Origin of the sequence: Clostridium pasteurianum BC1 (genome assembly GCF_000389635.1) — a bacterium.
GTDB classification, from domain to species: Bacteria; Bacillota; Clostridia; order Clostridiales; family Clostridiaceae; genus Clostridium_I; species Clostridium_I pasteurianum_A.
This window is the reverse complement of the sequence record NC_021182.1, coordinates 734,182-753,462: the sequence shown is the minus strand read 5'-3', so window position 1 is coordinate 753,462 and position 19,281 is coordinate 734,182. Positions and strand designations below refer to the sequence as shown.

The window sequence follows — 19,281 nt, the reverse complement described above, 5'->3', positions numbered from 1 at the left end:
TGCAATAACTTTGCTACTAACTAATTCAGTGAATATTATAATATTGTATTTGATACATATACAAATAATGGCATTTTAGCATCCGTCTCATTTATATCATCACATAATCCTACAAATTTTAATTTACAAAATATTAATTTATTTTTGAAATCAATCACATAAACAAAAGTTAATATTAGTACATATAGAATTATTTGAGAAGGGTGTGAGATAAAATAAAAAACTTTAAATTGCTTAATAAGACAACAGTTATATTTCTAGTTCTTATTGTATCCATGTTTTTGTTTGGTGGATGTAATAAAAATATTTCAGGTTATCAAAATTCAGTACAAAATTTAATTAGAAAAAACCCTATTAAGGAAGCAATTGAGAAAGATTATGAAGCTAAAATCCAACCATTAATAAATGATTCTACAATAACCAAATATCAAGCCAATAAACTATTAACTTATCTTATGGGAAACATAAATACTATAACTAAAGAAAGCATACAAAAGCAAGATAATGAACTGAATAAACTAGTGAATGATAAGGTTATTACCCAGCAGCAGGCATACAAAATAATTAATGCTTTAAGAAAATAGATGTAAAATATTACACTATTATTTATTAACCTGCATTCAGAAAGTAACTCCTGGAAATATTTATATTGCTAGGATTACTTTCTGAGTCACAGTTCATTATTACAAATTCCGTTATCATGTATATTAACTAATAGCTCTGAGTTTCTCAAGACCGGGAAATGCTGATACAATTGCTTCCATTCCAGCACTGGCACTAACTGCAACTGTCAGTATATAGTCAATAAGCAGCGCTGCTGCTGCAATTAATCCATCCTGAACGCCTAGATTTTCCTTTGCCACAACATATGCTCCACCACCCTGAGGATATGCTCTTATAATTTGAATATAAGAAATTGTAAGCATAAAAAGCAGCCCTATAATCATTAATGAAATTTTTCCAAGCCATTGATAAGATGCTAAGCCTATTACACCTATTAATACCCCTAAAATTTCTTCTGCTACATAGGCCACGGATGATACTGCATCACTGGCCATTACTGCTAGTCCAAAAGGTACATTATATTTTTCACCAGAACGTTGTTCATTGGATAATGGTTTTCCTGTTAATATATCAAAAAATCCTTTTAACATTATATTTCCTCCTATGTATTATTTTTGCATATGATATCCATTATAAGATATAATTACTAAAATAAAATATAGAGAAATCAATTACATTATTACAATTATGTTAATTTTGTTATTTAAACTTTATGTATTATAACATGACTAAGAGATAAAAAGCTGTAAATTAATTTTCATTATTATACTATTTTCGGATTAAAAATTCCCTAATGAAATAAAACTAGAGTGTTTTTACTCTAGTTTGTGAATAATAATAGAATTATACGTCCTAGCAATATATCATTAATCATTGCTTTGGCAAAACTGCACGCATTGGATAGAATTCCGTCTTCAAAAGTCCTGATTTAATTGCAGGGTCATCTGCAATGAGAGAATGTACTTGTTCTTCATTCGCTACCTCCACAATTGCCAGTCCATACCCGCCTTTTGGGTCAAATACCGGCCCGAAAACAATGGCAATTCCCTTATCTGCCTTATCTGTCCAGTAAACAATGTGTTGTTTCATAATATTCCGCTCTTCTTCCGTCATATCCTGTTGAAAAGTTGGCCTTGGCCCAATGCTCTTTAACACGAAGTGATTTCTTTCTAATTTATTTTTTTCCATAATATTCCTTCTGATGTATTTTAGGATGTTATCTTTTATACGTCTTATTTTACCAAGACGAAGTATCACTTTGTAATATTTTATACCATCACATACTATTTTCATAAACTTATATATCAATATACCAATTAAAATAATACAGTAGCTATCGCAATGAGGTATACCCTAATGAAACTATCTAAAAATATTAATTTTGAAATGTTGCAATTTTATATAGAATTCATAAGCAGTACGTGCGAACGCTCCGATGTCGTCGGCCGCAATCATATCCAAAATTGAAGCCCATGTAATTACTGATACAATACATCATTCCTTATTTTACAGTTGTTCCAATAACTTACCCTTAAAAATTGTGACTGCATTTCCTCTCAATAATATCCTATCTTCTAATAATTCTAAATTCACATATCCACCACGCTGAGAACATTGGTAAGCTCTAAATTTAGTATTCCCTAATCTATCATTCCAAAATGGAGCTAAAACACAATGTGCCGAACCTGTTACTGGGTCTTCAGGGACTCCAACTTCTGGTGCAAAAAATCTTGATACAAAATCATATTCCTCTGAACCTTTAGCTGTAACTATAACTCCATGCATGTTACATTCTAATAATTTAGAAATATCAATCTGTATATCTCTCACTTCCTCTTCAGTTGCAACTTCAATTAAATAATTTTCTCTTGATTTACCCATAAAAGTAGGTATTATTCCCCCTAGACCTTCAATTAGTGAATTTGGTACTTCAATTACCTCTGAATACTCTAAAGATGGAAAATCCATTTCTATAAAATCATTTATTAGATTAATAATAAGCTTTCCACTTCGTGTATTAAATATAATAGGTTTATTTTTGTCCCAAAAGCCTTCTGTCCATAAGATATGAGCAGTTGCTAAAGTAGCATGCCCACATAAATCTATCTCAAATGTAGGAGTGAACCACCTAAGGGTAAACTCATCCTTATCTCTAACCACAAAAGCAGTCTCAGACAAATTCATCTCTCTAGCCATATTAAGCATATTTTTAGAATCAGGGAATTTATCTAAAACACATACACATGCTGGATTACCCTTGAATCGTTCAGTAGTAAAAGAATCTACTTGGTAAATATCAATCATAATTAGCATTCCTCCATATTAACGAAATCGAAATGTTGACGGCACATCTATATTTCTCACAATAATGCCGGGAATACTTTTCTATAGATCATAAGTTGTCAATACTCCAAACCACCGCATATCTAAATAATATTATACCCATAATAAATTATCAACTAACAATTACAATACTATATAAATATATCGATTATAGTTACATAGTAGAAACACAGCTTTTTATAATTGCCAACTATCTCTCTTTTATATAATCTATTTTTATCATAAGACTATTAGATTGTAATATTGAACTCATAGTCGCTGATTTTAATGATTATTTTTCAAATTAAATAGAACAAGAAACCCATAAGCTTTCTTGTTCTATTTTAGTTTCTTCCTACATTATGCTTACTGAATATGACTTAATAGATACCTTTCTTCATCTTACTTTTAATAATAAGGCTTCCTAAGAGCCAAAGTACAACAATCCAGATAAGTAAATATATAAGCTGTCCTTTGAATTCTAACATGGCATTTCCATTTTCTATACTTTGACTAATCGTCATATATACCTTTTTAGGAAACTGAACAACTACCCATTGCTAAATTGAGCATGGATCGATAAACTGGATTTTCAAATCATATGATGCTATTGAAATTTATAATTTGGGTTGCTTATTCTGTCTTTAAAGATATCCATGTTAAATTGAGAACTTATGTAAACTCTGTCTAAAGAAAAAATTCCATTTTTCTTCATAGACCATCTGCCATCAGTAGATAATGCCATTTTATATCCTGCTTGCTTAGCACACTCCAATGTATTGTTATCATATTCTCCATAAGGGTATGCTATATAATTTATTTTTTTATTCAATAACTTTTCAAGAAAAGCTTTAGACTCAGTTAATGTAGCTAATTGCTTGTCTTTTGTTAGAGTTTTTAAATGATCATGATTTACAGTATGACTTTCTATGTCTACACCATAAGAATTCATTTCTTTAAGCTGCGATGATGTTAAATAAGCGGGCATTTTATCTACATACCCTGTAATAACAAACACTGTTGCTCTTAATCCATATTTTTTTAACAGAGGAAACAGTGCAGTGTAATTATCCTCATATCCATCATCAAAAGTTAATACTATTGATTTTTCAGGTATTTGAGCATTATCTTCAAAATAATTATATAAATCATCTAAACTTATTGTAGTATATCCATTATCTTTAAGATATTTAAATTCCTCTTCTAATTGTTCAGGTGGAACTTTTAATGGATTATTTTTTTCAAATGAAATAGAATGATACATTAATACAGGTACTCCCTGGTTCGCAGCCTTAAATGGTGCCTTAAAGCTTTCTTCAGGCAGCTTCTGCTCTGAAACTTTTGTAGTGTTTTGCACAGGTTTTTTAGAATCATTATTGTTATTATTATTTGGAGTAGATGAACAACCAAATAATGTTATGGAAAGTATTACTAAGATTAATGTGGAAAGTAGTTTAAATTTCTTTATCATAAAATTTACCTCCATAAATTAATGTTTTCTGATATATAAAATATCATATAGCTTTTATTCACTTATATAAATTATTTTTCACTTTATTAATTCAAAGAATAAGACGTGATCAATGAATCTTACTTAGTGGTAGTTTGTATTTCCACTAAGCTTAGATGAATTATCCAGGGATGTGTCGCTGTTATCTCCACCTTTTGAAGAAAAGCAGACAAAACAAAATTTATTTTGTATTTGGTCGCTTTCACAAAGTGCGATGGAATATTACAGCGACTAGTCATCGGATAAATTACTATTCTGCATAAACTCGCACTATAAGTAATTATATCTTTAATTAAACAGCATTTCCAGATTTTATTTACAAAACAAGAGAAGACATAGTAAAAGCCAGCAGTATAATAACTGCCTTATTAAGATTTTTAAATCTCTTCATTGACATTGCTAGGATTACTTTCTGAGCTACAGTTAATTATCACAAATTTATTTCGTTATAGCATATATTAATAGATTTCAATTTACAAAAGCACCAGTATTTCTACTAGTGCTAAAGTAAGAAGATTTTCATGATAAATAGTGTTATTAATGTACATTTTTAAAATAATACTCCAACATTAAAATTTCATTAAAATTTAGCATAATATTTTATGCATGACAAAAGCACCAATATTTCTATCGGTGCCTTTCCTTATATTATACTAAGTCTAAAGGAGTAATTCTTATGTTTATATAATACCTAGGCTTTGTTACAGCTTCTTTTCAATAATATGTATATTGCTCTAAGTATGAGTTAATAAACTTTAACATGAAAAAACACTAGTATTTCTACTAATGTTTTTCGTATATATTTTTATTTTTGGGGTATAAATTCTTTTATTTAATTATAGTACTTTTTCTTTTATTTGTAAACGTATTCTACAAGATTTATTATAAAAAATACACTACATCAAAATATTCATCTGCATGTATTGGAATTATTCTATTTTCTAAACCCATTTTCCTGAAGCTATTATAATTGTCAGTTGCTGATATCCATAAATCAGCAGCAGGTGATATACATTTCAACCTATGGAGGACTAGAGAATTCAAAACATTAAGTTAAAGAGTTGATTTGGTTATCGTAGTTTAACCTCTACCTTGAAAATATCCTCTATAAGTAGAAGCTATAGAGGTAAATAGTTATGACTCACATAGAAAGTATACCATATTATTCTATATAATCCATTATTACAAACAGCTATAAATTAGATGATTAATTTTATATTAAAATATTTATTACACCTCTGAAATGCTATTTTTTGCATAATTTCTATATTTAGCATCTCTGAGGTGTATTATTTTTAGTAAGTTATGGCTTTGTATACACTGTTATTTGCTGAGCCACTTGTTTTCCAAGTTCCGGCGAAGCATTGTACAGATATTTCAGCACGATGCTTTGCGTTTCTCCAGATACAGCGGCAAGATCGACAGCCAGATTATCTACAAGATGGTTCTGCTGAACTTGAGAGAGAGAAAGATATCGCTGACCGGCTTGTGTAAAATTATCCAGTTTTGGTATATCGGATCGCACCAGATGCCCTGCTGCATATGTGCCGTTACCGCTGGTTACAAGAGAATCTGGCGACCAATTTTTCTGGTAATTAACAGATATTTTACGAAAATCTGGTCCCAATCGCCTGCGCTGTGAATCCCAATATATATTTGCACGGCCCTGCAGTATCTTGTCATCCGACAGTTCGGCGCCCTCTAGAAGATTGGATGGCGAAAATGCAACTTTCTCTACCTGCTCCATGTAGTTATCCGGATTGCGGTTGAGTATCAGACGACCTACAGGTATCAATGGATACTGCTGTTCATCCCACACTTTGGTGTCATCTAACGGGTCAAAAGGCAGCATACCTTCGTCATCAGGATACATTAGCTGTACCCGTAGCTCATATTGTACCGTATTCCCTGCTGCAATGGTATCGTACAAATCCTGGCCTGCAATATCAGGATTAGCTGCGGCCAGCTGGCTAGCTTCCTGACGGTCAATGTACTGCTCACCAGCAAGGGGAATCCAGTGATATTTCACATAGTGGCGTATACCTTGGGCATTTTTCCAAACATAGGTGTTCACACCGTAGCCCCTGATATGTCGGAAGCTTTTTACTGTACCTACATCTGAATATAACCAGGTAAGGAAATGCGTTGCCTCAGGAGCACGGGTTATAAAACTCCAAAACCGCTCCGGATCAATTAGGTTGTTTACAGGCGAAGGCAAAAGGGCCATGATAGATTCTGGAAAGCGGATAGCATCCCGCACTAAGAATACCGGGATGTGGTTGCAAAGCAAATCAAAAACGCCCTCATCCGTATAAAACTTGGTAGAAAAGCCACGCACATTACGTGAAGTATCCGGGGTACCCTTAGTGCTTACAGCAAAAGAAAATCTTATGGTGGTTGGAATCTTAGTTCCAGGATTCTGTAAAAAGCTAAGTTTTGTGTATTCTTTCATGGAATACATTGTCTGAAAGTATCCGAATGCGCCAAAGCCTTTTACATGTACTGGGCGCTCTATAATCTTGGTATTTACAAAGGTCTCTAATGTCTCGTGTAAAATGTTGTCCTGTTCCAACACAGGCCCTCTTTTTCCCACAGTCTGTGAATGCAGAGTAGCCATGGAATCGCCTTGTGAGTGGATGTGTCCCTGCGGCTTGGGTATGTTATTAGATATTCCTATATTTTCCGGATTATTATTACTCACAGGTTTTTTTACTTCCCAGTGAGATGGCTCATTGTTATGTTCCAATATCTTCCCCTCCTATAATTTATTCGTATATCTGACGCTTTTCAGTGAATTCTCTTTAGCTTGATTTTTACGAATTATTTGAATCGAAGGATAAAATAAATTAACACATTTACTATATTATTATTAATACATTTACTATATTCATGAAAATTAAAATGGTGTCAGTTTATTGATGAAAATAAGCCACATACTGGAATCAATATCCATTATATGACCTTTTTTCATTAGTTTTTATCATTAATATTTTTTATGACATACTCTTATTCCATCTTTTACTTTATGGGTCTATAATTTTTTATCCTATCTGATTCTTAAAAGTATGCATTATTTTTCTATAAAAATATTCTGTATCGCTTACTTTAAATACCTTATTTGTCTCTTCTTCTATCACCCAGTAAACGCCATTTCCAAGCCTTTTATATCTACATCCTTTAATTTCAAAGTCATACACATAGGATTTAGGCTTTATATCATCGTTACCTGGACACCACACTGAAGCACCTATACTATCAATGGCTTTCCTGATTTTTATGTAATCTTTATAATTACAAGAGAGCCTGTACAATTCATCCATACAAACAATATCTCCCTCCGTAAGTTCATTTAGCATTTTCTGCAATATGGGACGGTCCATATCATCACTTTTGTTTTCATCAGTATAAACTAATTCACACTTTAAATCTCCTGCATCTTGTAGAAATTCTACTTGTTTTTGTATATTCTTATTATTTACATTTTCATGTATATCTCTTGCGTATCCAATTATTTTACTCATTTATATTCTCCTAATATTTGTTTTTAAATAACATAATTATTATACTTATGTAAACTTATCCTACTCACAAAGGTACAAGGTTTTACTAGTTAAATTATAAAAATTTTTCACATTCATCTTTGTAGATACTTAATATTTTATCATCATTTTTTAAAGCTTCAAGATTTCATTCTAAATATTATGGTGGTAATTGTGTCCATGTACCCCTATTTGTGTGAACATAGGATGAATATAAACATATCACCAATATTAACACTGTTAAATGAAACAAACGCTGTTATTATCTTACTAAATACTACTTTTCATTTTGGTAGTTATATATCATTTTGGATATATGAGCAATTACTTCATTATCATTAGAAATGCCTTTTGTATATATTGATATTACATATGGTTTATCTGTATATACTATACATGCATCATTTACATAGTCTCCACCTTTATAAGTTAACTTCTCGTTTTCACTAGCTTGTCCATTTTTAAACATATCCGCTAAAACCACATTTTAATCAAACTGTGCAATATAGTATTAGGTTCTTTGTTATCATGTAAATCTATATAAATCACATAGATTTCACATAAATATTTGATAATTCAAATATGACTATTATATTATAATCATATGTAAATAATACATTAATAAAATTTATAAAATATCGTTAAGAGGAGGATGAAAGAGTAATATGAGGCGAATTTTATCAATTTTTTGTAGGAATTAAAGGACCTCAATTCAAATCAGGACAAGCTGTACTTAAATACTATACTCAAATTAAAGGCAATTATTTATTTTATAGTGTTTTATTTGATAAAAATGGTACTTTATTAGATGGTACTTTAGGAAAATCTGCTTCTCATGGTTGCGTCAGATTAGCTCTTGAAAATGCAAAATACATTTATGATAATGCTCCCATAGGTTCTGGAATTTGGATAAAATAGACATATGTCATAATAAATTCTGATTACATTATAGCCATTAAGCTTAATATAAAAAAATGGCTGATAAGTATTAAGCATTCTTAACAGCACCTATAAGCTAAAATAACTTTTTCTTATTTATCAGCATAGACAAAGCAATAATAATTGTTGGAAGCATAATCATTCCAAAAACAATCCAGAAGGCATTTGGATAACCATGCATTGGAATCCCTTCAACATTCATTGAAAACAAGCCCCCCACCAATGTCATTGGTAGAATAACAACTTGAATAATTGTAAAAACAGCCATTAAATTGTTGCTTTTATAATTTGTCAGTGAAGTAAAGGTTGAATCAATGGATTCAATGACTTCTTTTTGGTTCTCCAGCATATCCCATATCTTTTCTGCTTTATCTGTGATATCATCAAAGTAAATCTCCATATTTTCAGGAAGATATTTTATAATTACTTTTTCCAGCACAAGTATTACTGGCCTTACAGGTTTAACTACTCTTCTAAAATTAATGATTTGCATTTTAGTCATTGATATATTCTGAAGCATGGACTTTGAAGTATCTTTAAAGATGTCAATATTGATTTTATTGAGTAATATTCCTATTTTATCAAGCATAGGCATACAATAATCGAACAACCGCTTGGTTATTTCATAAAGCAGCAGTGCAGAGCCTTCACTCATATATTCCATTTTAGCTTTTTCCTGAGTGTAGCAAAGACTGGCTAATGCTGTTAGAGGTTTTAATTCCCCTTCATGCAGCGTAATCAGGTAATTCGGTCCTATGAACATGTCAATCTCAGCTGCTTCAATGATTTGCAGGTCTTTTTTATATCTAGGCATATGCAGAACAATAAAAAAATACTCTTCATAATCATCAATCTTTGACCTCTGATGTTCTGTCATGCAGTCTTCCAGCAGTAATTCGTGAAAATTAAATTTCTTTTCCAGCATATTTATATCAGAAACAGTAGGCTTTTCTATATCAATCCACAATAGATCCTTATATTTCATTTCTCTAACTATTGAAGTAATGCTATTCGAATTGTTAGTATTTTTATTTTCATATTTTTTAACCATATATGCTCCTTTCAACTGGCAGAATATTAATATTATTATCTTACTAAGTTCACTGGAAATGCATAGAATTCTAACTAATTATACTATAAAATTTCTTATCATGGAACGATTTAGTTATTCTTTTTCAAATGTTAATAAATATTAACATTGAGTTGCTCCTGCAATACTTAATTTTTTCATCTTGTAATTAAATATAATATAAAGAACCGATCCCACAGCACAGGTAATTATTTCAGTGACAGTCATGGCCCAGATAACACCATGTAACCCAAAGATAGCATGTAATATGATTATTACCGGAATATAAAGTATACCTTGTGTAATTGACATAATGGTAGTTGGAATTCCCTGACCTGAAGCCTGGAAAATGCCTGTAAACAGTGTAGTGAATCCGTTAAATAAGGCTGAAATCAGCATGGCAACCATAATATATATTCCAATATTCATTACAGAAGGATCATTTGAGAACAAATGAATTACATTTTCTCTTAAAATATAGACTACAGTGAGAAATACAACGGACAATACAGCAATCCATAAAGATGATTGTGTAATCCCATTTTTTAGTCTTCTGAAGTTTTTATTTGAAAAATTATATGCAATTAAAGGAATATCCTTATTTCAAAAAATTATAGATTTTGATTCACCTTGATTAGTAGAGTCATCAAAGTATTTTTTTCACTTTCTGTCAAGCTTTCAGTAATACTTTTTTCAACTTCATCAAAGGCCTCATTAAATTCTTGTATTAAATTCTCACCTTTTGGTAGCACATAAATATTTTTCTGTCTTTCATTGTCTTTAGGAGTTCTTCGTTCAATATATCCTTTTTTCTCTAATCCTTGGAGCATACTGGTAATACTTGCTCCTCTGCGTTGAAAAACCTCTGCCAAATCCTTTTGAATGATACCATAATCTTGGTGTTCATAGATATAAGCAATCATACGACCTTGCTGGGAATTTAATCCCAATTCCTTTATCTTTTCATCAGCCTTTAATTTTATTTTTATAGAAATACTTCTTATCAAATCAGAATAAGGACTTTTCAAGAAATATCCTGAATTATTCATTATAGTTCCTCCTTCAATAGGTCAATTAGAATTCTAACTATCTACAGTATAATACTTAGAATTCTAACTGTCAATGGTTTTTTAACATGGGACAAATAAAAAGATTACTTGCATATTTTAATATGAAACCGCTTAGAAAAGGTAGCTTTATTTACGGTGGTATAGGTAAAGATGGAATTTATAGTACTTGTAAGTTTGATTATCACAAAGATAATGATATATTAAGCCCAGGAACAGCTAATTCTATTGAACATTCTTTAAAATTTACTAATGTCCAAGAAATGAAAAACTTTATAGATAATAATTTATAAAATAGATGTGCATTTAACTGTACATCTATTTTAGTTTAAGGGGTATCACCAACATTTCCAACAAAACTAACGTTAAGCCAATAATAACCAGATACAAGTATCATAAAGGTTATAGTGGAATTATTTTACGTTAGCGATAGATGTGTTGAGCCATTGACCCTGATTGGCCAATAGTTGCCTATACTCCATTTCTTTCTTTTAAAAATTAGTATGTCTTTAAAGACATACTAATTAATCATATTATTATCGTTATTTCTTATCTTCAAATAATCTAAGTTAAATGAATAGGCTTTGATTTAACCATTAAGTAATTTAAAAAGGCTTGTTGGATTAATTTAATTAAATTATGCTAGAACAAGTCATTCTAAGTATCAGATTTATTTAAATAATTAGTACCCCAATCACACATTAAATTTAGTATAGGGATTATACTTTCTCCAAATCCTGAGAGGCAATACTCGGTTTTAGGGGGAACTACTGGATAAACAGTTCTGACAATTAGTCCATCACCTTCTAGTTCGCGTAATTGCTGAGTAAGCATTTTGGGAGTAGCCTGAGGAATAAGCTTCTGTAATTCATTAAAGCGCAAAGTTTTGTTTACCAAATGAAACAAAATGATTGCTTTGTATTTCCCGCCAATTAAGCTTATGGGAGCTTCAATCGGACAGTTAAATGTTTTTAAATTGTTCATTATTTACACTCACTTTCTTTTTGGGTAGTATGTTACAAAAAAGTGCATTCTTGATTAAATGAAAATTACTGTTATAATAATAACATGAATTAATTCATTAATCAAGAGTAATCATGATTACACTAGGAGGAATAAAATAATGAAGAAAAATATTGGAGCAGTGGTAGGTCTTTATCCAACACCTTCAACTATGGTAGGAACAGTCGTGGGAAATAAAGTTAATTGGTGTAATGTTGCGCATATAGGAATCATAGGATTAGATTCCATAATGCTTAGCATAAGAAAAGGACGTTACACAAATCTAGGGATAAAAGAAAATAAAACAGTATCTGTTAATTTGGTAAGTGAAGATATGGTGGTAGAAGCAGATTATGTAGGACTTGTATCAGGTAAAACAGTTGATAAATCTCAAGTGTTTGAATACCACATGGGAGAATTAAATGTTCCAATAATCGATAAATCACCACTTGCAATGGAGTGTGAACTAGTAGATATTTATGATACAAAAGATTATGATAATTTTATTTTAAAAGTTGTTCATACTCATGTAGAAGAACATGCTATAGATAAAAGTGGAAAAGTTGATTATCAAAAGCTAAGACCAGTATTATTTGAAAAGCTAACAAGAACATATTTAAGAACAGGTGATGTGATTGCACAATGCTGGAATGTTGGAAGAGAGTATAAGAATTTATAAGTAAGGATATTGTTATACTTGTTAGAAAATAGCTTGTTTAGCTACATCTGAGAAGATTGATTATTTTCAATATATATAAAGGAGAGGAAATTATGCCAGTAATAACATTAGAAGGAGCAAAATTAAGTAAAGAACAAAAGAGTCAATTAGTAAAACAATTAACAGCATCAGCTGCTAAAATTATGAATGCACCAGAACAAGCATTTGTAGTTTTACTGAAAGAAAATGAAAAAGACAATATTGGTGTAGGCGGACAACTATTATCCAAAAAATAAAATATAGAAATATGAGTTTTAGAAAAAATCAGGAGTAATTTAATAGTATGCCGTTATGCTAAAATATAGAAACAATATTGCCACTTGTAGATGAGGCAAATAAGGCTTATATTTCTGCAAAAGAAATAAGGATAAGACACAATATTCTTGTAAGGGACAAGTACGGTTCTTAGGCGAGAAAGAGGGAGTAATCCCTCTGACTTAGTCGACCATCAACAAAAAAGGCAGTACTGCCTTTTTTTATTCCTACAATAGGAATTAAAATAATTTCCACAAAAAATTCACTTAATCCAATAGATTTTGACATCAGTTCAGCTATTGAAGCTTTTACTACATCATACAAACCAGCTCTAATAGCCAATATAGATATAATCAACTCAGTCGCATTACCAAAGGTAGCATTTAAAAAGCCACCCACTCTCGAACCTGCATAAGCAGCAATTTCTTCAGTTGCCTCCCCCATAAGTCCTGCTAGGGGTATTATGGATAAACAGGATACTATAAATAATACCAGTGGATTATGAAATCCTATCACTTCTAAAACAATACTAATTGGAATAAAAACAAATAAAAATTTTAACCATTTCACTTTTAACAATCCTTTCAACTAAGTTCTAATAAAATATCATCTAATGAGTTCTTCATAAATTCATTAATTTCTTCTAGGTATAGATTTTATAAGTACCCCCCTGTAAAATTATTAATTCCAATTAATAATATATAAAATTAATTCCTTTTTACAAATTCCATTTACTTAAAAAGCTTAGGAGCAATCAGTGAAATTATAATAAGTACTATTATTCCTATATATATTGCCATTCCTACAGGACTACCTGCGTTAATAGTCCAACCTATGCCGAATCTTTTCTCTACAAAAATTGATGGATCATTACGATTATAATATATTATACCAAATTTCCAGTAAGAATCATCGTCATTATCTCTTGATGAGAACTCATTTTTTTCTTCTTTTCCTGGAAGCTTTACATTAGCTCCTCCCTGTCCCAATTTAATTGAGATAATTATAATACTACAAAATACTAAAACTAAAAAAGCAATACTCACAGTAGTATATAATTTAGAACTTATATGGAATACATTGTATCTCTGTAGTGTTCCCATAGTAAGCATACAATTAATTAGAATACAAAAAAATGTCATATATATAGACCATACTCTTCTGAAAATCTTATTCTTTTCTACAGAAGATTTTGGATTAAAAGAACTTATTTGCTGCTTTGACCAACCTATTCCCTTATACACTATAAAAAATATAAAGGTAATAAAAATCTGCACTAGAGGCATATCCCAAATTAAGAATATGGACTTATTACTATAACCTGTTATGTTCCCTGAAAAATCCCAATGTATAGGAACTTTATTAGGAAGTGAATTATAATATTTATATTCCAAAATTATATTTATAACAATCATAATTACAGGAATTATAAAAAACCAGGGTGATATAATAGTATTTATTTTCTCTCTTGAAAAATTAGTATCAATAGTTACAGATTGCTTCTTACCCTCAAACCAATTTTGCTGTTGCTTTAGGTTTTTTACAGCTTTATTTGACATGATGTATATCAAATAGTGTATAAACATAAATCCAAAAGTAGTAAATAATATCATTCCCGTACTAGAAAACTTATAGTTTAATAAAGTAAATAAAATTATAACCGGAACTCCTATTATCAAGTTATTTATTATATATTTTTTCTTTATATCTTTTATCTCTTTTAAATTTATTTTATCCTGTGGAACTCTTACCCCAAATACAATCTCTTTTCTGATAAGCCTAGGCATAATTATTCCTATAAAGAGAATTATTAAAAATATAAATAACAAATATAGAGACATAAATAAATTTTCTTCCATAATTTTCACCTGCCCAATTAATTTTTATTATACTTTTTAAATATAGAACTGCAAAATTCTAAAAATTTCTTTTCATCAATCTTTCTTAAATATGCCTTTGCTATTAAATATTTTAGATCTTCTCTAAGTTTCTCATCAAAATCCTCTGTACTTTTGGGAAACATAGAACTTACCATGGCCCCTTTTCTTCTATCAATATTCAAATAGCCTTCTAGTTTTAATTCATTATAAGCTTTATTTACTGTATGAAGGTTTATTCCTATATCTTCTGCCATCTGCCTGACAGAAGGAAGATTTTCTCCAGCTTTCAAGTGTCCTAATGCTATCCCCTCTATTATTTGTCTTTTAAGCTGTTCGTATATTGGTATCTCGGCTTCAAAATCAATTTCTATTAGCATTAACTCACCTCTTATTCTATTTGTTATATATAATATATAACAAATAGAATAGATTTGCAATAACAATATAGTAAAATATGATTCTTTTTATATTGACAAGTATATCGGCTTCCGTTATAATTTATATAACGGAAGCCGATATAACGTAAACCGATTATAAGGAGGAATGAATAATGCCTGAAAGTATTGAACGTGGTGCATTAACTGAAGCAGTTTATTATATTCTGTTATCACTATTTGAACCATTACATGGTTATGGAATAATGCAAAATGTAAATAAATTAAGCAATGAAAGAGTTAATCTTGCCCCTGGAACACTTTATGGAGCAATTAACACATTACTTGAGAAAAAGTGGATTCAAGCTAGTAAAAATGAAAGTAATTCTCGAAAAAAAGAATATGTTATAACAGAGTTAGGGAAAAAAATTGTTGAAATCGAAATAGAACGTCTTCAAGAATTATTAAATAATGGAAATATAATTTGTGGAGGTAGGAAGAAATGAAACACGTAATTAGAAAATTATATTATGATTATGAAAAAGAAGAAAAATGGCTAAATAGTATGGCTTCAAAAGGCATGGCTTTATCCAATTACTCTTGGTGTAAATATGCATTTGAAGATTGTGAACCAGGTGAGTATATATATAGAATAGAATTGTTAAAAGATCTCCCAACTCATCCAAACAGCATGGCTTATATAAAATTTATGCAAGAGATGGGTGTTGAACATGTAGCTTCATATATGAGATGGGTATACTTTAGAAAAAAAGCAAGTGAAGGCCAATTTGATTTATATTCTGATATAGAATCAAGAATTACACATTATAAAAGAATTAACTTATTATGGTCTATTCTTGCATTAGTAGAAGGCATAATTGGCTTATCCATTATTATAATGGGTTCAGTAAATATTATGAATGGATATCCAATTGGAAGATTAGGTATCGTTACGGGAATTGTACCGGTTATGATAGGAATTCTTTTCTTGTATATTGATAATCCTATACGAAAAAAGATTAAAGACTTGGTGAAAGAAAAAAATATTAGAGAATAAATTTCTATATAGATAATTATAAGATAAATTAACTAGAGAGTGTAAAATAATCTGTGTAAACTCCATAAAGATGATATAATTATTCTTATTAAATGGAGGGTGCACAGATTATGTCTTTTTCAAGAAAGGAACTTATTAAACAGCTTATTAAGGAAACAAAGCCTACAAGTGCAAAAGATGTTCAAGAAACATTGAAAAATCTATTCGCCGATACGCTTAAAGAAATGTTAGAAGCGGAGCTTGATGACCATCTGGGATATTCTAAATATGACTACAAAAATAAAAATACATCTAATAGTAGAAATGGACGAAGCTCTAAAAAGGTAATTTCAGATCTTGGAGAATTTCAACTTGATGTACCAAGAGATAGAAACAGTAGTTTTGAACCGGAGGTTGTTAAGAAAAATCAAACAGATATATCTGGAATTGAAGATCAAGTTATTGGTATGTATGCAAAAGGAATGACTACCAGAGATATTGCTACTCACTTAGAAAACATATATGGTTTTGAGGCTTCGCCTACACTAATATCTGGTATAACAGATAAAATTACTCCTATAGCTAAAGAATGGCAAAATAGACCATTAGAAGCCGTTTATCCTATAATCTTTATGGATGCCATACATTATAAAGTTAAACAGGATAATAGAGTCATAAACAAGGCTGCTTACGCAGTTATTGGAGTAAACTTAGATGGTATTAAAGAAGTTTTGGGAATTTGGATTGGAGCTAATGAAACATCAAAATACTGGCTCTTAGTATTAAATGAACTTAAAAATAGAGGGGTTAATGATATACTTATAGCTTGTGTTGATGGTCTTAATGGATTTAAAGAAGCTATTAAAGCGATTTATCCTCGTACTGAGATTCAGAGATGCATAATACATCAAATTAGAAACTCTTCTAAATATGTATCTTATAAAGATTTAAAAGCATTCAATGCAGATTTAAAACTAGTATATACATCTGCAACAGAAGATGCAGCCTTAGCGGAGCTAGCTAAATTTGAAGAAAAATGGGGAGATAAATATCTTATTGCTATCCGCTCATGGAAAGCTAATTGGGAAGAACTTTCTACATTCTTCAAATACCCGCCAGAGATACGAAAAATAATATATACTACCAATGCAATGGAAAGCTATAATAGACAATTAAGAAAAGTAACCAAGAGTAAAAGCGTATTTCCTTCAGATGATGCTTTACTTAAAATGCTTTATCTAGCAACAATGGATATAAGCAAAAAGTGGACCCAATCTATACGTGGATGGGCTCAAATACTAGCTCAATTATCTATATATTTTAGTGATAGGCTTGAAACTGTAATTTTTTAAATTTACCTATAATCTTCTAGTCATAGCTATAATGCTTTACTGTAAAAATATATAATAAATATAAAAAACTAGGTTTTTATATTTCTAATACCAAACCTAGTTTCTCATAAAAACATCTAATTTAAAATTTCTTATGGCAGTTTACACAAAATTATTGACAGACTCATTAACTAAGTCTAATAGAACAAGCCTACTAGACTTTATTTTTGATATAGGCTTACTAAAACTACAGCTGCATATAAAATTAAATTATAAAGAATGCTATTGCGATTATAAAATATACAGTCATTAATTGTACTCCTTCTAACCAATTGCATTCTCCATCACTAGAAACTTTACTTACTATAAATATTGCTGGAATACACAGACCTATAACTGCAAGCAATAACATACTTGTAGATATGCCGATAGCTTTTTTATTGAATTTTTAAGATTTATATTTTAATCCACCTGCAAACATACTGGCACCTAGTACTAACAAAGTATTGCCAAGTACTGAACCGGCTATGGAAACTTTTACTACATCACTGTTGTAACAAGGTTTAAATTGCATTATATTATGGGAAAAATGCTTTCCCACTTATTGTACTGTAGAAAGCAATGAGATTGATAGTAATCATTATACCTGCCTTGAACCTACATCATTTAAATCAATTTCAGTTTTATCACTTAATTATAATATAATAAAGATTGCGCTCATACTCTCGGGTTTATTATTCCGTACATTGCCACATCACAAATTCCCGTATTATTTCTATCTGCTTTTATCCTTGTTCCCTCGTATTTTAAACCACATTTCAGCATTACTTTCCCCGAATTTGGATTAAGTGGATCATGTCTTGACTCTATACGATTAACACCTACTTCCTGAAAGAAAAATTGTATTAAAGCTTTAAATGCTTCCGAAGTGAAACCTTGATTCCAATATTTACTACCAATGCAATAACCTATTTCCACAGCTTCAATATTTTCTTTACAGTCAACTACACCAATACTACCAATAGCTTCTCCTGTGTTTTTGAGTTCAATACACCATTGATAGTTTTTATCATTGGAATAGTCTTTTATCCATGTATCAATTACTCTACGACTTACTTCTATATCTGTGTGGGTGGGCCAAGTTAAAAATTTGGTTACCTTATCATCGCTTGCCCAATTTTTGTACATATCATCGGCATCTGATAGTGTAAACTTCCGTAATATAAGTCTTTTAGTTTCTATGGTTTTCGTTCCTAAATTTTTCATATAGAACTCTCCTCGTATAATAAGTTTATAGTCAGTTAAATAACTGTTATAGACTTATTTATTTTTTATATTTTGTATAGATTAAGAAAGCATCTCTATTTTTCTAATGGGGATTCTCCCAATTCAATATTGCTGATTCTTTAACTTTCAAATCTATACATTTTAACTTACTATTTATCAAAGGATTTCCTAATGCTAAAATAGTCCTTATGGAACTTTAGCAAAGGTTACTGCATTATCTCTCCTGCAAAACTTATTGTTATTGCCTAGAAAGCTTGCAGCCTGACCAAAGTATCATATTCTGCTTACACAAATGTTGCATATCCTTTCGTAGCCACCAGCAAGGTTTTTCGTCTGGATAAATGCTAATTACGCGAGGTTGCAGTCAGTACTTTGGATTAGGATAATT

General features: G+C 30.4%; 21 protein-coding genes and 4 pseudogenes. 8 read left to right on the top strand and 17 right to left on the bottom strand.

Annotated features, from left to right (window positions below):
• Nucleotides 1-230 precede the first annotated feature (230 nt).
• Nucleotides 231-584 carry a hypothetical protein gene (locus tag CLOPA_RS03555; protein WP_015614105.1) on the top strand — a complete coding sequence of 118 codons (354 nt, stop codon included), beginning with the start codon at nucleotides 231-233 and terminating at the stop codon, nucleotides 582-584.
• Nucleotides 585-731: 147 nt separating this feature from the next.
• Here the strand turns inward: CLOPA_RS03555 and CLOPA_RS03550 are convergent.
• The 8 genes and pseudogenes from CLOPA_RS03550 to CLOPA_RS03520 form a co-directional block, all read right to left on the bottom strand.
• Nucleotides 732-1,154, bottom strand: a pseudogene (locus tag CLOPA_RS03550) (amino acid permease); the annotation flags it as partial.
• 280 nt (nucleotides 1,155-1,434) lie between these two features.
• Nucleotides 1,435-1,857, bottom strand: coding sequence for a YciI family protein (locus CLOPA_RS03545; protein WP_242834259.1), 423 nt, complete (start codon nucleotides 1,855-1,857; stop codon nucleotides 1,435-1,437).
• 213 nt (nucleotides 1,858-2,070) lie between these two features.
• Nucleotides 2,071-2,868, bottom strand: coding sequence for a PhzF family phenazine biosynthesis protein (locus tag CLOPA_RS03540; protein ID WP_015614102.1), 798 nt, complete (start codon nucleotides 2,866-2,868; stop codon nucleotides 2,071-2,073).
• Nucleotides 2,869-3,266: 398 nt separating this feature from the next.
• Entirely contained in the window at nucleotides 3,267-3,410 is a 144-nt protein-coding gene (locus CLOPA_RS24770; RefSeq protein WP_207637896.1) for a hypothetical protein, read from the bottom strand.
• An 83-nt stretch (nucleotides 3,411-3,493) separates the two neighbouring features.
• Complete coding sequence (locus tag CLOPA_RS03535; protein ID WP_015614101.1) at nucleotides 3,494-4,357, bottom strand: polysaccharide deacetylase family protein; 864 nt, start codon at nucleotides 4,355-4,357, stop codon at nucleotides 3,494-3,496.
• A gap of 1,342 nt (nucleotides 4,358-5,699) precedes the next feature.
• Nucleotides 5,700-7,142, bottom strand: a complete 1,443-nt coding sequence (locus CLOPA_RS03530) for a catalase (protein WP_015614100.1) — start codon at nucleotides 7,140-7,142, stop codon at nucleotides 5,700-5,702.
• A gap of 295 nt (nucleotides 7,143-7,437) precedes the next feature.
• Nucleotides 7,438-7,917 (bottom strand): recombinase family protein, encoded by a 480-nt coding sequence (locus CLOPA_RS03525; protein WP_015614099.1) that lies wholly within the window; start codon nucleotides 7,915-7,917, stop codon nucleotides 7,438-7,440.
• A 295-nt stretch (nucleotides 7,918-8,212) separates the two neighbouring features.
• Nucleotides 8,213-8,419 carry a hypothetical protein gene (locus CLOPA_RS03520; RefSeq protein ID WP_242834258.1) on the bottom strand — a complete coding sequence of 69 codons (207 nt, stop codon included), beginning with the start codon at nucleotides 8,417-8,419 and terminating at the stop codon, nucleotides 8,213-8,215.
• A gap of 212 nt (nucleotides 8,420-8,631) precedes the next feature.
• On the opposite strand from CLOPA_RS03520, the gene CLOPA_RS24765 reads away from it, so the two are divergent.
• A complete protein-coding gene (locus CLOPA_RS24765) occupies nucleotides 8,632-8,853 on the top strand; it encodes a L,D-transpeptidase family protein (protein ID WP_347460068.1) in 222 nt (73 codons plus the stop codon).
• Between the two features lie 97 nt (nucleotides 8,854-8,950).
• On the opposite strand, the gene CLOPA_RS03515 is transcribed toward CLOPA_RS24765, so the two are convergent.
• The 3 genes and pseudogenes from CLOPA_RS03515 to CLOPA_RS03505 form a co-directional block, all read right to left on the bottom strand.
• The gene (locus CLOPA_RS03515; protein WP_015614098.1) at nucleotides 8,951-9,925 is read right to left on the bottom strand and encodes a magnesium transporter CorA family protein; all 975 of its coding nucleotides are present in this window, start codon (nucleotides 9,923-9,925) and stop codon (nucleotides 8,951-8,953) included.
• 141 nt (nucleotides 9,926-10,066) lie between these two features.
• Nucleotides 10,067-10,537 (bottom strand): annotated as a pseudogene (locus tag CLOPA_RS03510) (MATE family efflux transporter); the annotation flags it as partial.
• Nucleotides 10,538-10,554: 17 nt separating this feature from the next.
• Nucleotides 10,555-10,992 carry a MarR family winged helix-turn-helix transcriptional regulator gene (locus CLOPA_RS03505; RefSeq protein WP_015614097.1) on the bottom strand — a complete coding sequence of 146 codons (438 nt, stop codon included), beginning with the start codon at nucleotides 10,990-10,992 and terminating at the stop codon, nucleotides 10,555-10,557.
• Nucleotides 10,993-11,078: 86 nt separating this feature from the next.
• On the opposite strand from CLOPA_RS03505, the gene CLOPA_RS03500 reads away from it, so the two are divergent.
• The gene (locus tag CLOPA_RS03500) at nucleotides 11,079-11,303 is read left to right on the top strand and encodes a hypothetical protein (RefSeq protein ID WP_015614096.1); all 225 of its coding nucleotides are present in this window, start codon (nucleotides 11,079-11,081) and stop codon (nucleotides 11,301-11,303) included.
• 364 nt (nucleotides 11,304-11,667) lie between these two features.
• Here CLOPA_RS03500 and CLOPA_RS03495 read toward each other — a convergent pair whose 3' ends face one another.
• A complete protein-coding gene (locus tag CLOPA_RS03495) occupies nucleotides 11,668-11,994 on the bottom strand; it encodes a winged helix-turn-helix transcriptional regulator (RefSeq protein WP_015614095.1) in 327 nt (108 codons plus the stop codon).
• A gap of 139 nt (nucleotides 11,995-12,133) precedes the next feature.
• On the opposite strand from CLOPA_RS03495, the gene CLOPA_RS03490 reads away from it, so the two are divergent.
• Both CLOPA_RS03490 and dmpI read left to right on the top strand, forming a co-directional pair.
• A complete protein-coding gene (locus CLOPA_RS03490; protein ID WP_015614094.1) occupies nucleotides 12,134-12,691 on the top strand; it encodes a flavin reductase family protein in 558 nt (185 codons plus the stop codon).
• A gap of 92 nt (nucleotides 12,692-12,783) precedes the next feature.
• Nucleotides 12,784-12,966: a 4-oxalocrotonate tautomerase DmpI gene (gene dmpI, locus CLOPA_RS03485; RefSeq protein ID WP_015614093.1), complete on the top strand. Its 183-nt coding sequence runs from the start codon at nucleotides 12,784-12,786 to the stop codon at nucleotides 12,964-12,966.
• Between the two features lie 313 nt (nucleotides 12,967-13,279).
• Here dmpI and CLOPA_RS03480 read toward each other — a convergent pair.
• The 3 genes and pseudogenes from CLOPA_RS03480 to CLOPA_RS03470 all read right to left on the bottom strand — a co-directional run.
• Nucleotides 13,280-13,555: pseudogene (locus tag CLOPA_RS03480) on the bottom strand (calcium/proton exchanger); the annotation flags it as partial.
• Nucleotides 13,556-13,716: 161 nt separating this feature from the next.
• Nucleotides 13,717-14,844 carry a DUF1648 domain-containing protein gene (locus CLOPA_RS03475; protein ID WP_015614091.1) on the bottom strand — a complete coding sequence of 376 codons (1,128 nt, stop codon included), beginning with the start codon at nucleotides 14,842-14,844 and terminating at the stop codon, nucleotides 13,717-13,719.
• Between the two features lie 17 nt (nucleotides 14,845-14,861).
• Complete coding sequence (locus CLOPA_RS03470; RefSeq protein ID WP_015614090.1) at nucleotides 14,862-15,242, bottom strand: GntR family transcriptional regulator; 381 nt, start codon at nucleotides 15,240-15,242, stop codon at nucleotides 14,862-14,864.
• 173 nt (nucleotides 15,243-15,415) lie between these two features.
• Here CLOPA_RS03470 and CLOPA_RS03465 point away from each other — a divergent pair, with 173 nt between their 5' ends.
• From CLOPA_RS03465 to CLOPA_RS03455, 3 genes are all read left to right on the top strand, one after another.
• Nucleotides 15,416-15,745 (top strand): PadR family transcriptional regulator, encoded by a 330-nt coding sequence (locus tag CLOPA_RS03465; protein ID WP_015614089.1) that lies wholly within the window; start codon nucleotides 15,416-15,418, stop codon nucleotides 15,743-15,745.
• Nucleotides 15,742-16,296 carry a DUF2812 domain-containing protein gene (locus CLOPA_RS03460; protein ID WP_015614088.1) on the top strand — a complete coding sequence of 185 codons (555 nt, stop codon included), beginning with the start codon at nucleotides 15,742-15,744 and terminating at the stop codon, nucleotides 16,294-16,296. The genes CLOPA_RS03465 and CLOPA_RS03460 overlap by 4 nt, the downstream gene beginning before the upstream one ends.
• 110 nt (nucleotides 16,297-16,406) lie before the next feature.
• The gene (locus tag CLOPA_RS03455; protein WP_015614087.1) at nucleotides 16,407-17,627 is read left to right on the top strand and encodes an IS256 family transposase; all 1,221 of its coding nucleotides are present in this window, start codon (nucleotides 16,407-16,409) and stop codon (nucleotides 17,625-17,627) included.
• A gap of 343 nt (nucleotides 17,628-17,970) precedes the next feature.
• Here CLOPA_RS03455 and CLOPA_RS25830 read toward each other — a convergent pair.
• Nucleotides 17,971-18,153: pseudogene (locus CLOPA_RS25830) on the bottom strand (calcium/proton exchanger); the annotation flags it as partial.
• Nucleotides 18,154-18,323: 170 nt separating this feature from the next.
• Nucleotides 18,324-18,872: a GNAT family N-acetyltransferase gene (locus CLOPA_RS03450; protein WP_015614086.1), complete on the bottom strand. Its 549-nt coding sequence runs from the start codon at nucleotides 18,870-18,872 to the stop codon at nucleotides 18,324-18,326.
• Nucleotides 18,873-19,281: the final 409 nt, after the last annotated feature.

Coding starts and splice junctions, on each gene's coding strand:
- CLOPA_RS03540 (WP_015614102.1), bottom strand. CDS start 2,868: ATGATTGATATTTACCAAGTAGATTCTTTTACTACTGAACGATTCAAG.
- CLOPA_RS03475 (WP_015614091.1), bottom strand. CDS start 14,844: ATGGAAGAAAATTTATTTATGTCTCTATATTTGTTATTTATATTTTTA.
- CLOPA_RS03535 (WP_015614101.1), bottom strand. CDS start 4,357: ATGATAAAGAAATTTAAACTACTTTCCACATTAATCTTAGTAATACTT.
- CLOPA_RS03500 (WP_015614096.1), top strand. CDS start 11,079: ATGGGACAAATAAAAAGATTACTTGCATATTTTAATATGAAACCGCTT.
- CLOPA_RS03505 (WP_015614097.1), bottom strand. CDS start 10,992: ATGAATAATTCAGGATATTTCTTGAAAAGTCCTTATTCTGATTTGATA.
- CLOPA_RS03460 (WP_015614088.1), top strand. CDS start 15,742: ATGAAACACGTAATTAGAAAATTATATTATGATTATGAAAAAGAAGAA.
- CLOPA_RS24770 (WP_207637896.1), bottom strand. CDS start 3,410: ATGACGATTAGTCAAAGTATAGAAAATGGAAATGCCATGTTAGAATTC.
- CLOPA_RS03495 (WP_015614095.1), bottom strand. CDS start 11,994: ATGAACAATTTAAAAACATTTAACTGTCCGATTGAAGCTCCCATAAGC.
- CLOPA_RS03455 (WP_015614087.1), top strand. CDS start 16,407: ATGTCTTTTTCAAGAAAGGAACTTATTAAACAGCTTATTAAGGAAACA.
- CLOPA_RS03470 (WP_015614090.1), bottom strand. CDS start 15,242: ATGCTAATAGAAATTGATTTTGAAGCCGAGATACCAATATACGAACAG.
- CLOPA_RS03515 (WP_015614098.1), bottom strand. CDS start 9,925: ATGGTTAAAAAATATGAAAATAAAAATACTAACAATTCGAATAGCATT.
- CLOPA_RS03545 (WP_242834259.1), bottom strand. CDS start 1,857: ATGAAAATAGTATGTGATGGTATAAAATATTACAAAGTGATACTTCGT.
- CLOPA_RS03525 (WP_015614099.1), bottom strand. CDS start 7,917: ATGAGTAAAATAATTGGATACGCAAGAGATATACATGAAAATGTAAAT.
- CLOPA_RS03490 (WP_015614094.1), top strand. CDS start 12,134: ATGAAGAAAAATATTGGAGCAGTGGTAGGTCTTTATCCAACACCTTCA.
- CLOPA_RS03450 (WP_015614086.1), bottom strand. CDS start 18,872: ATGAAAAATTTAGGAACGAAAACCATAGAAACTAAAAGACTTATATTA.
- CLOPA_RS03465 (WP_015614089.1), top strand. CDS start 15,416: ATGCCTGAAAGTATTGAACGTGGTGCATTAACTGAAGCAGTTTATTAT.
- dmpI (WP_015614093.1), top strand. CDS start 12,784: ATGCCAGTAATAACATTAGAAGGAGCAAAATTAAGTAAAGAACAAAAG.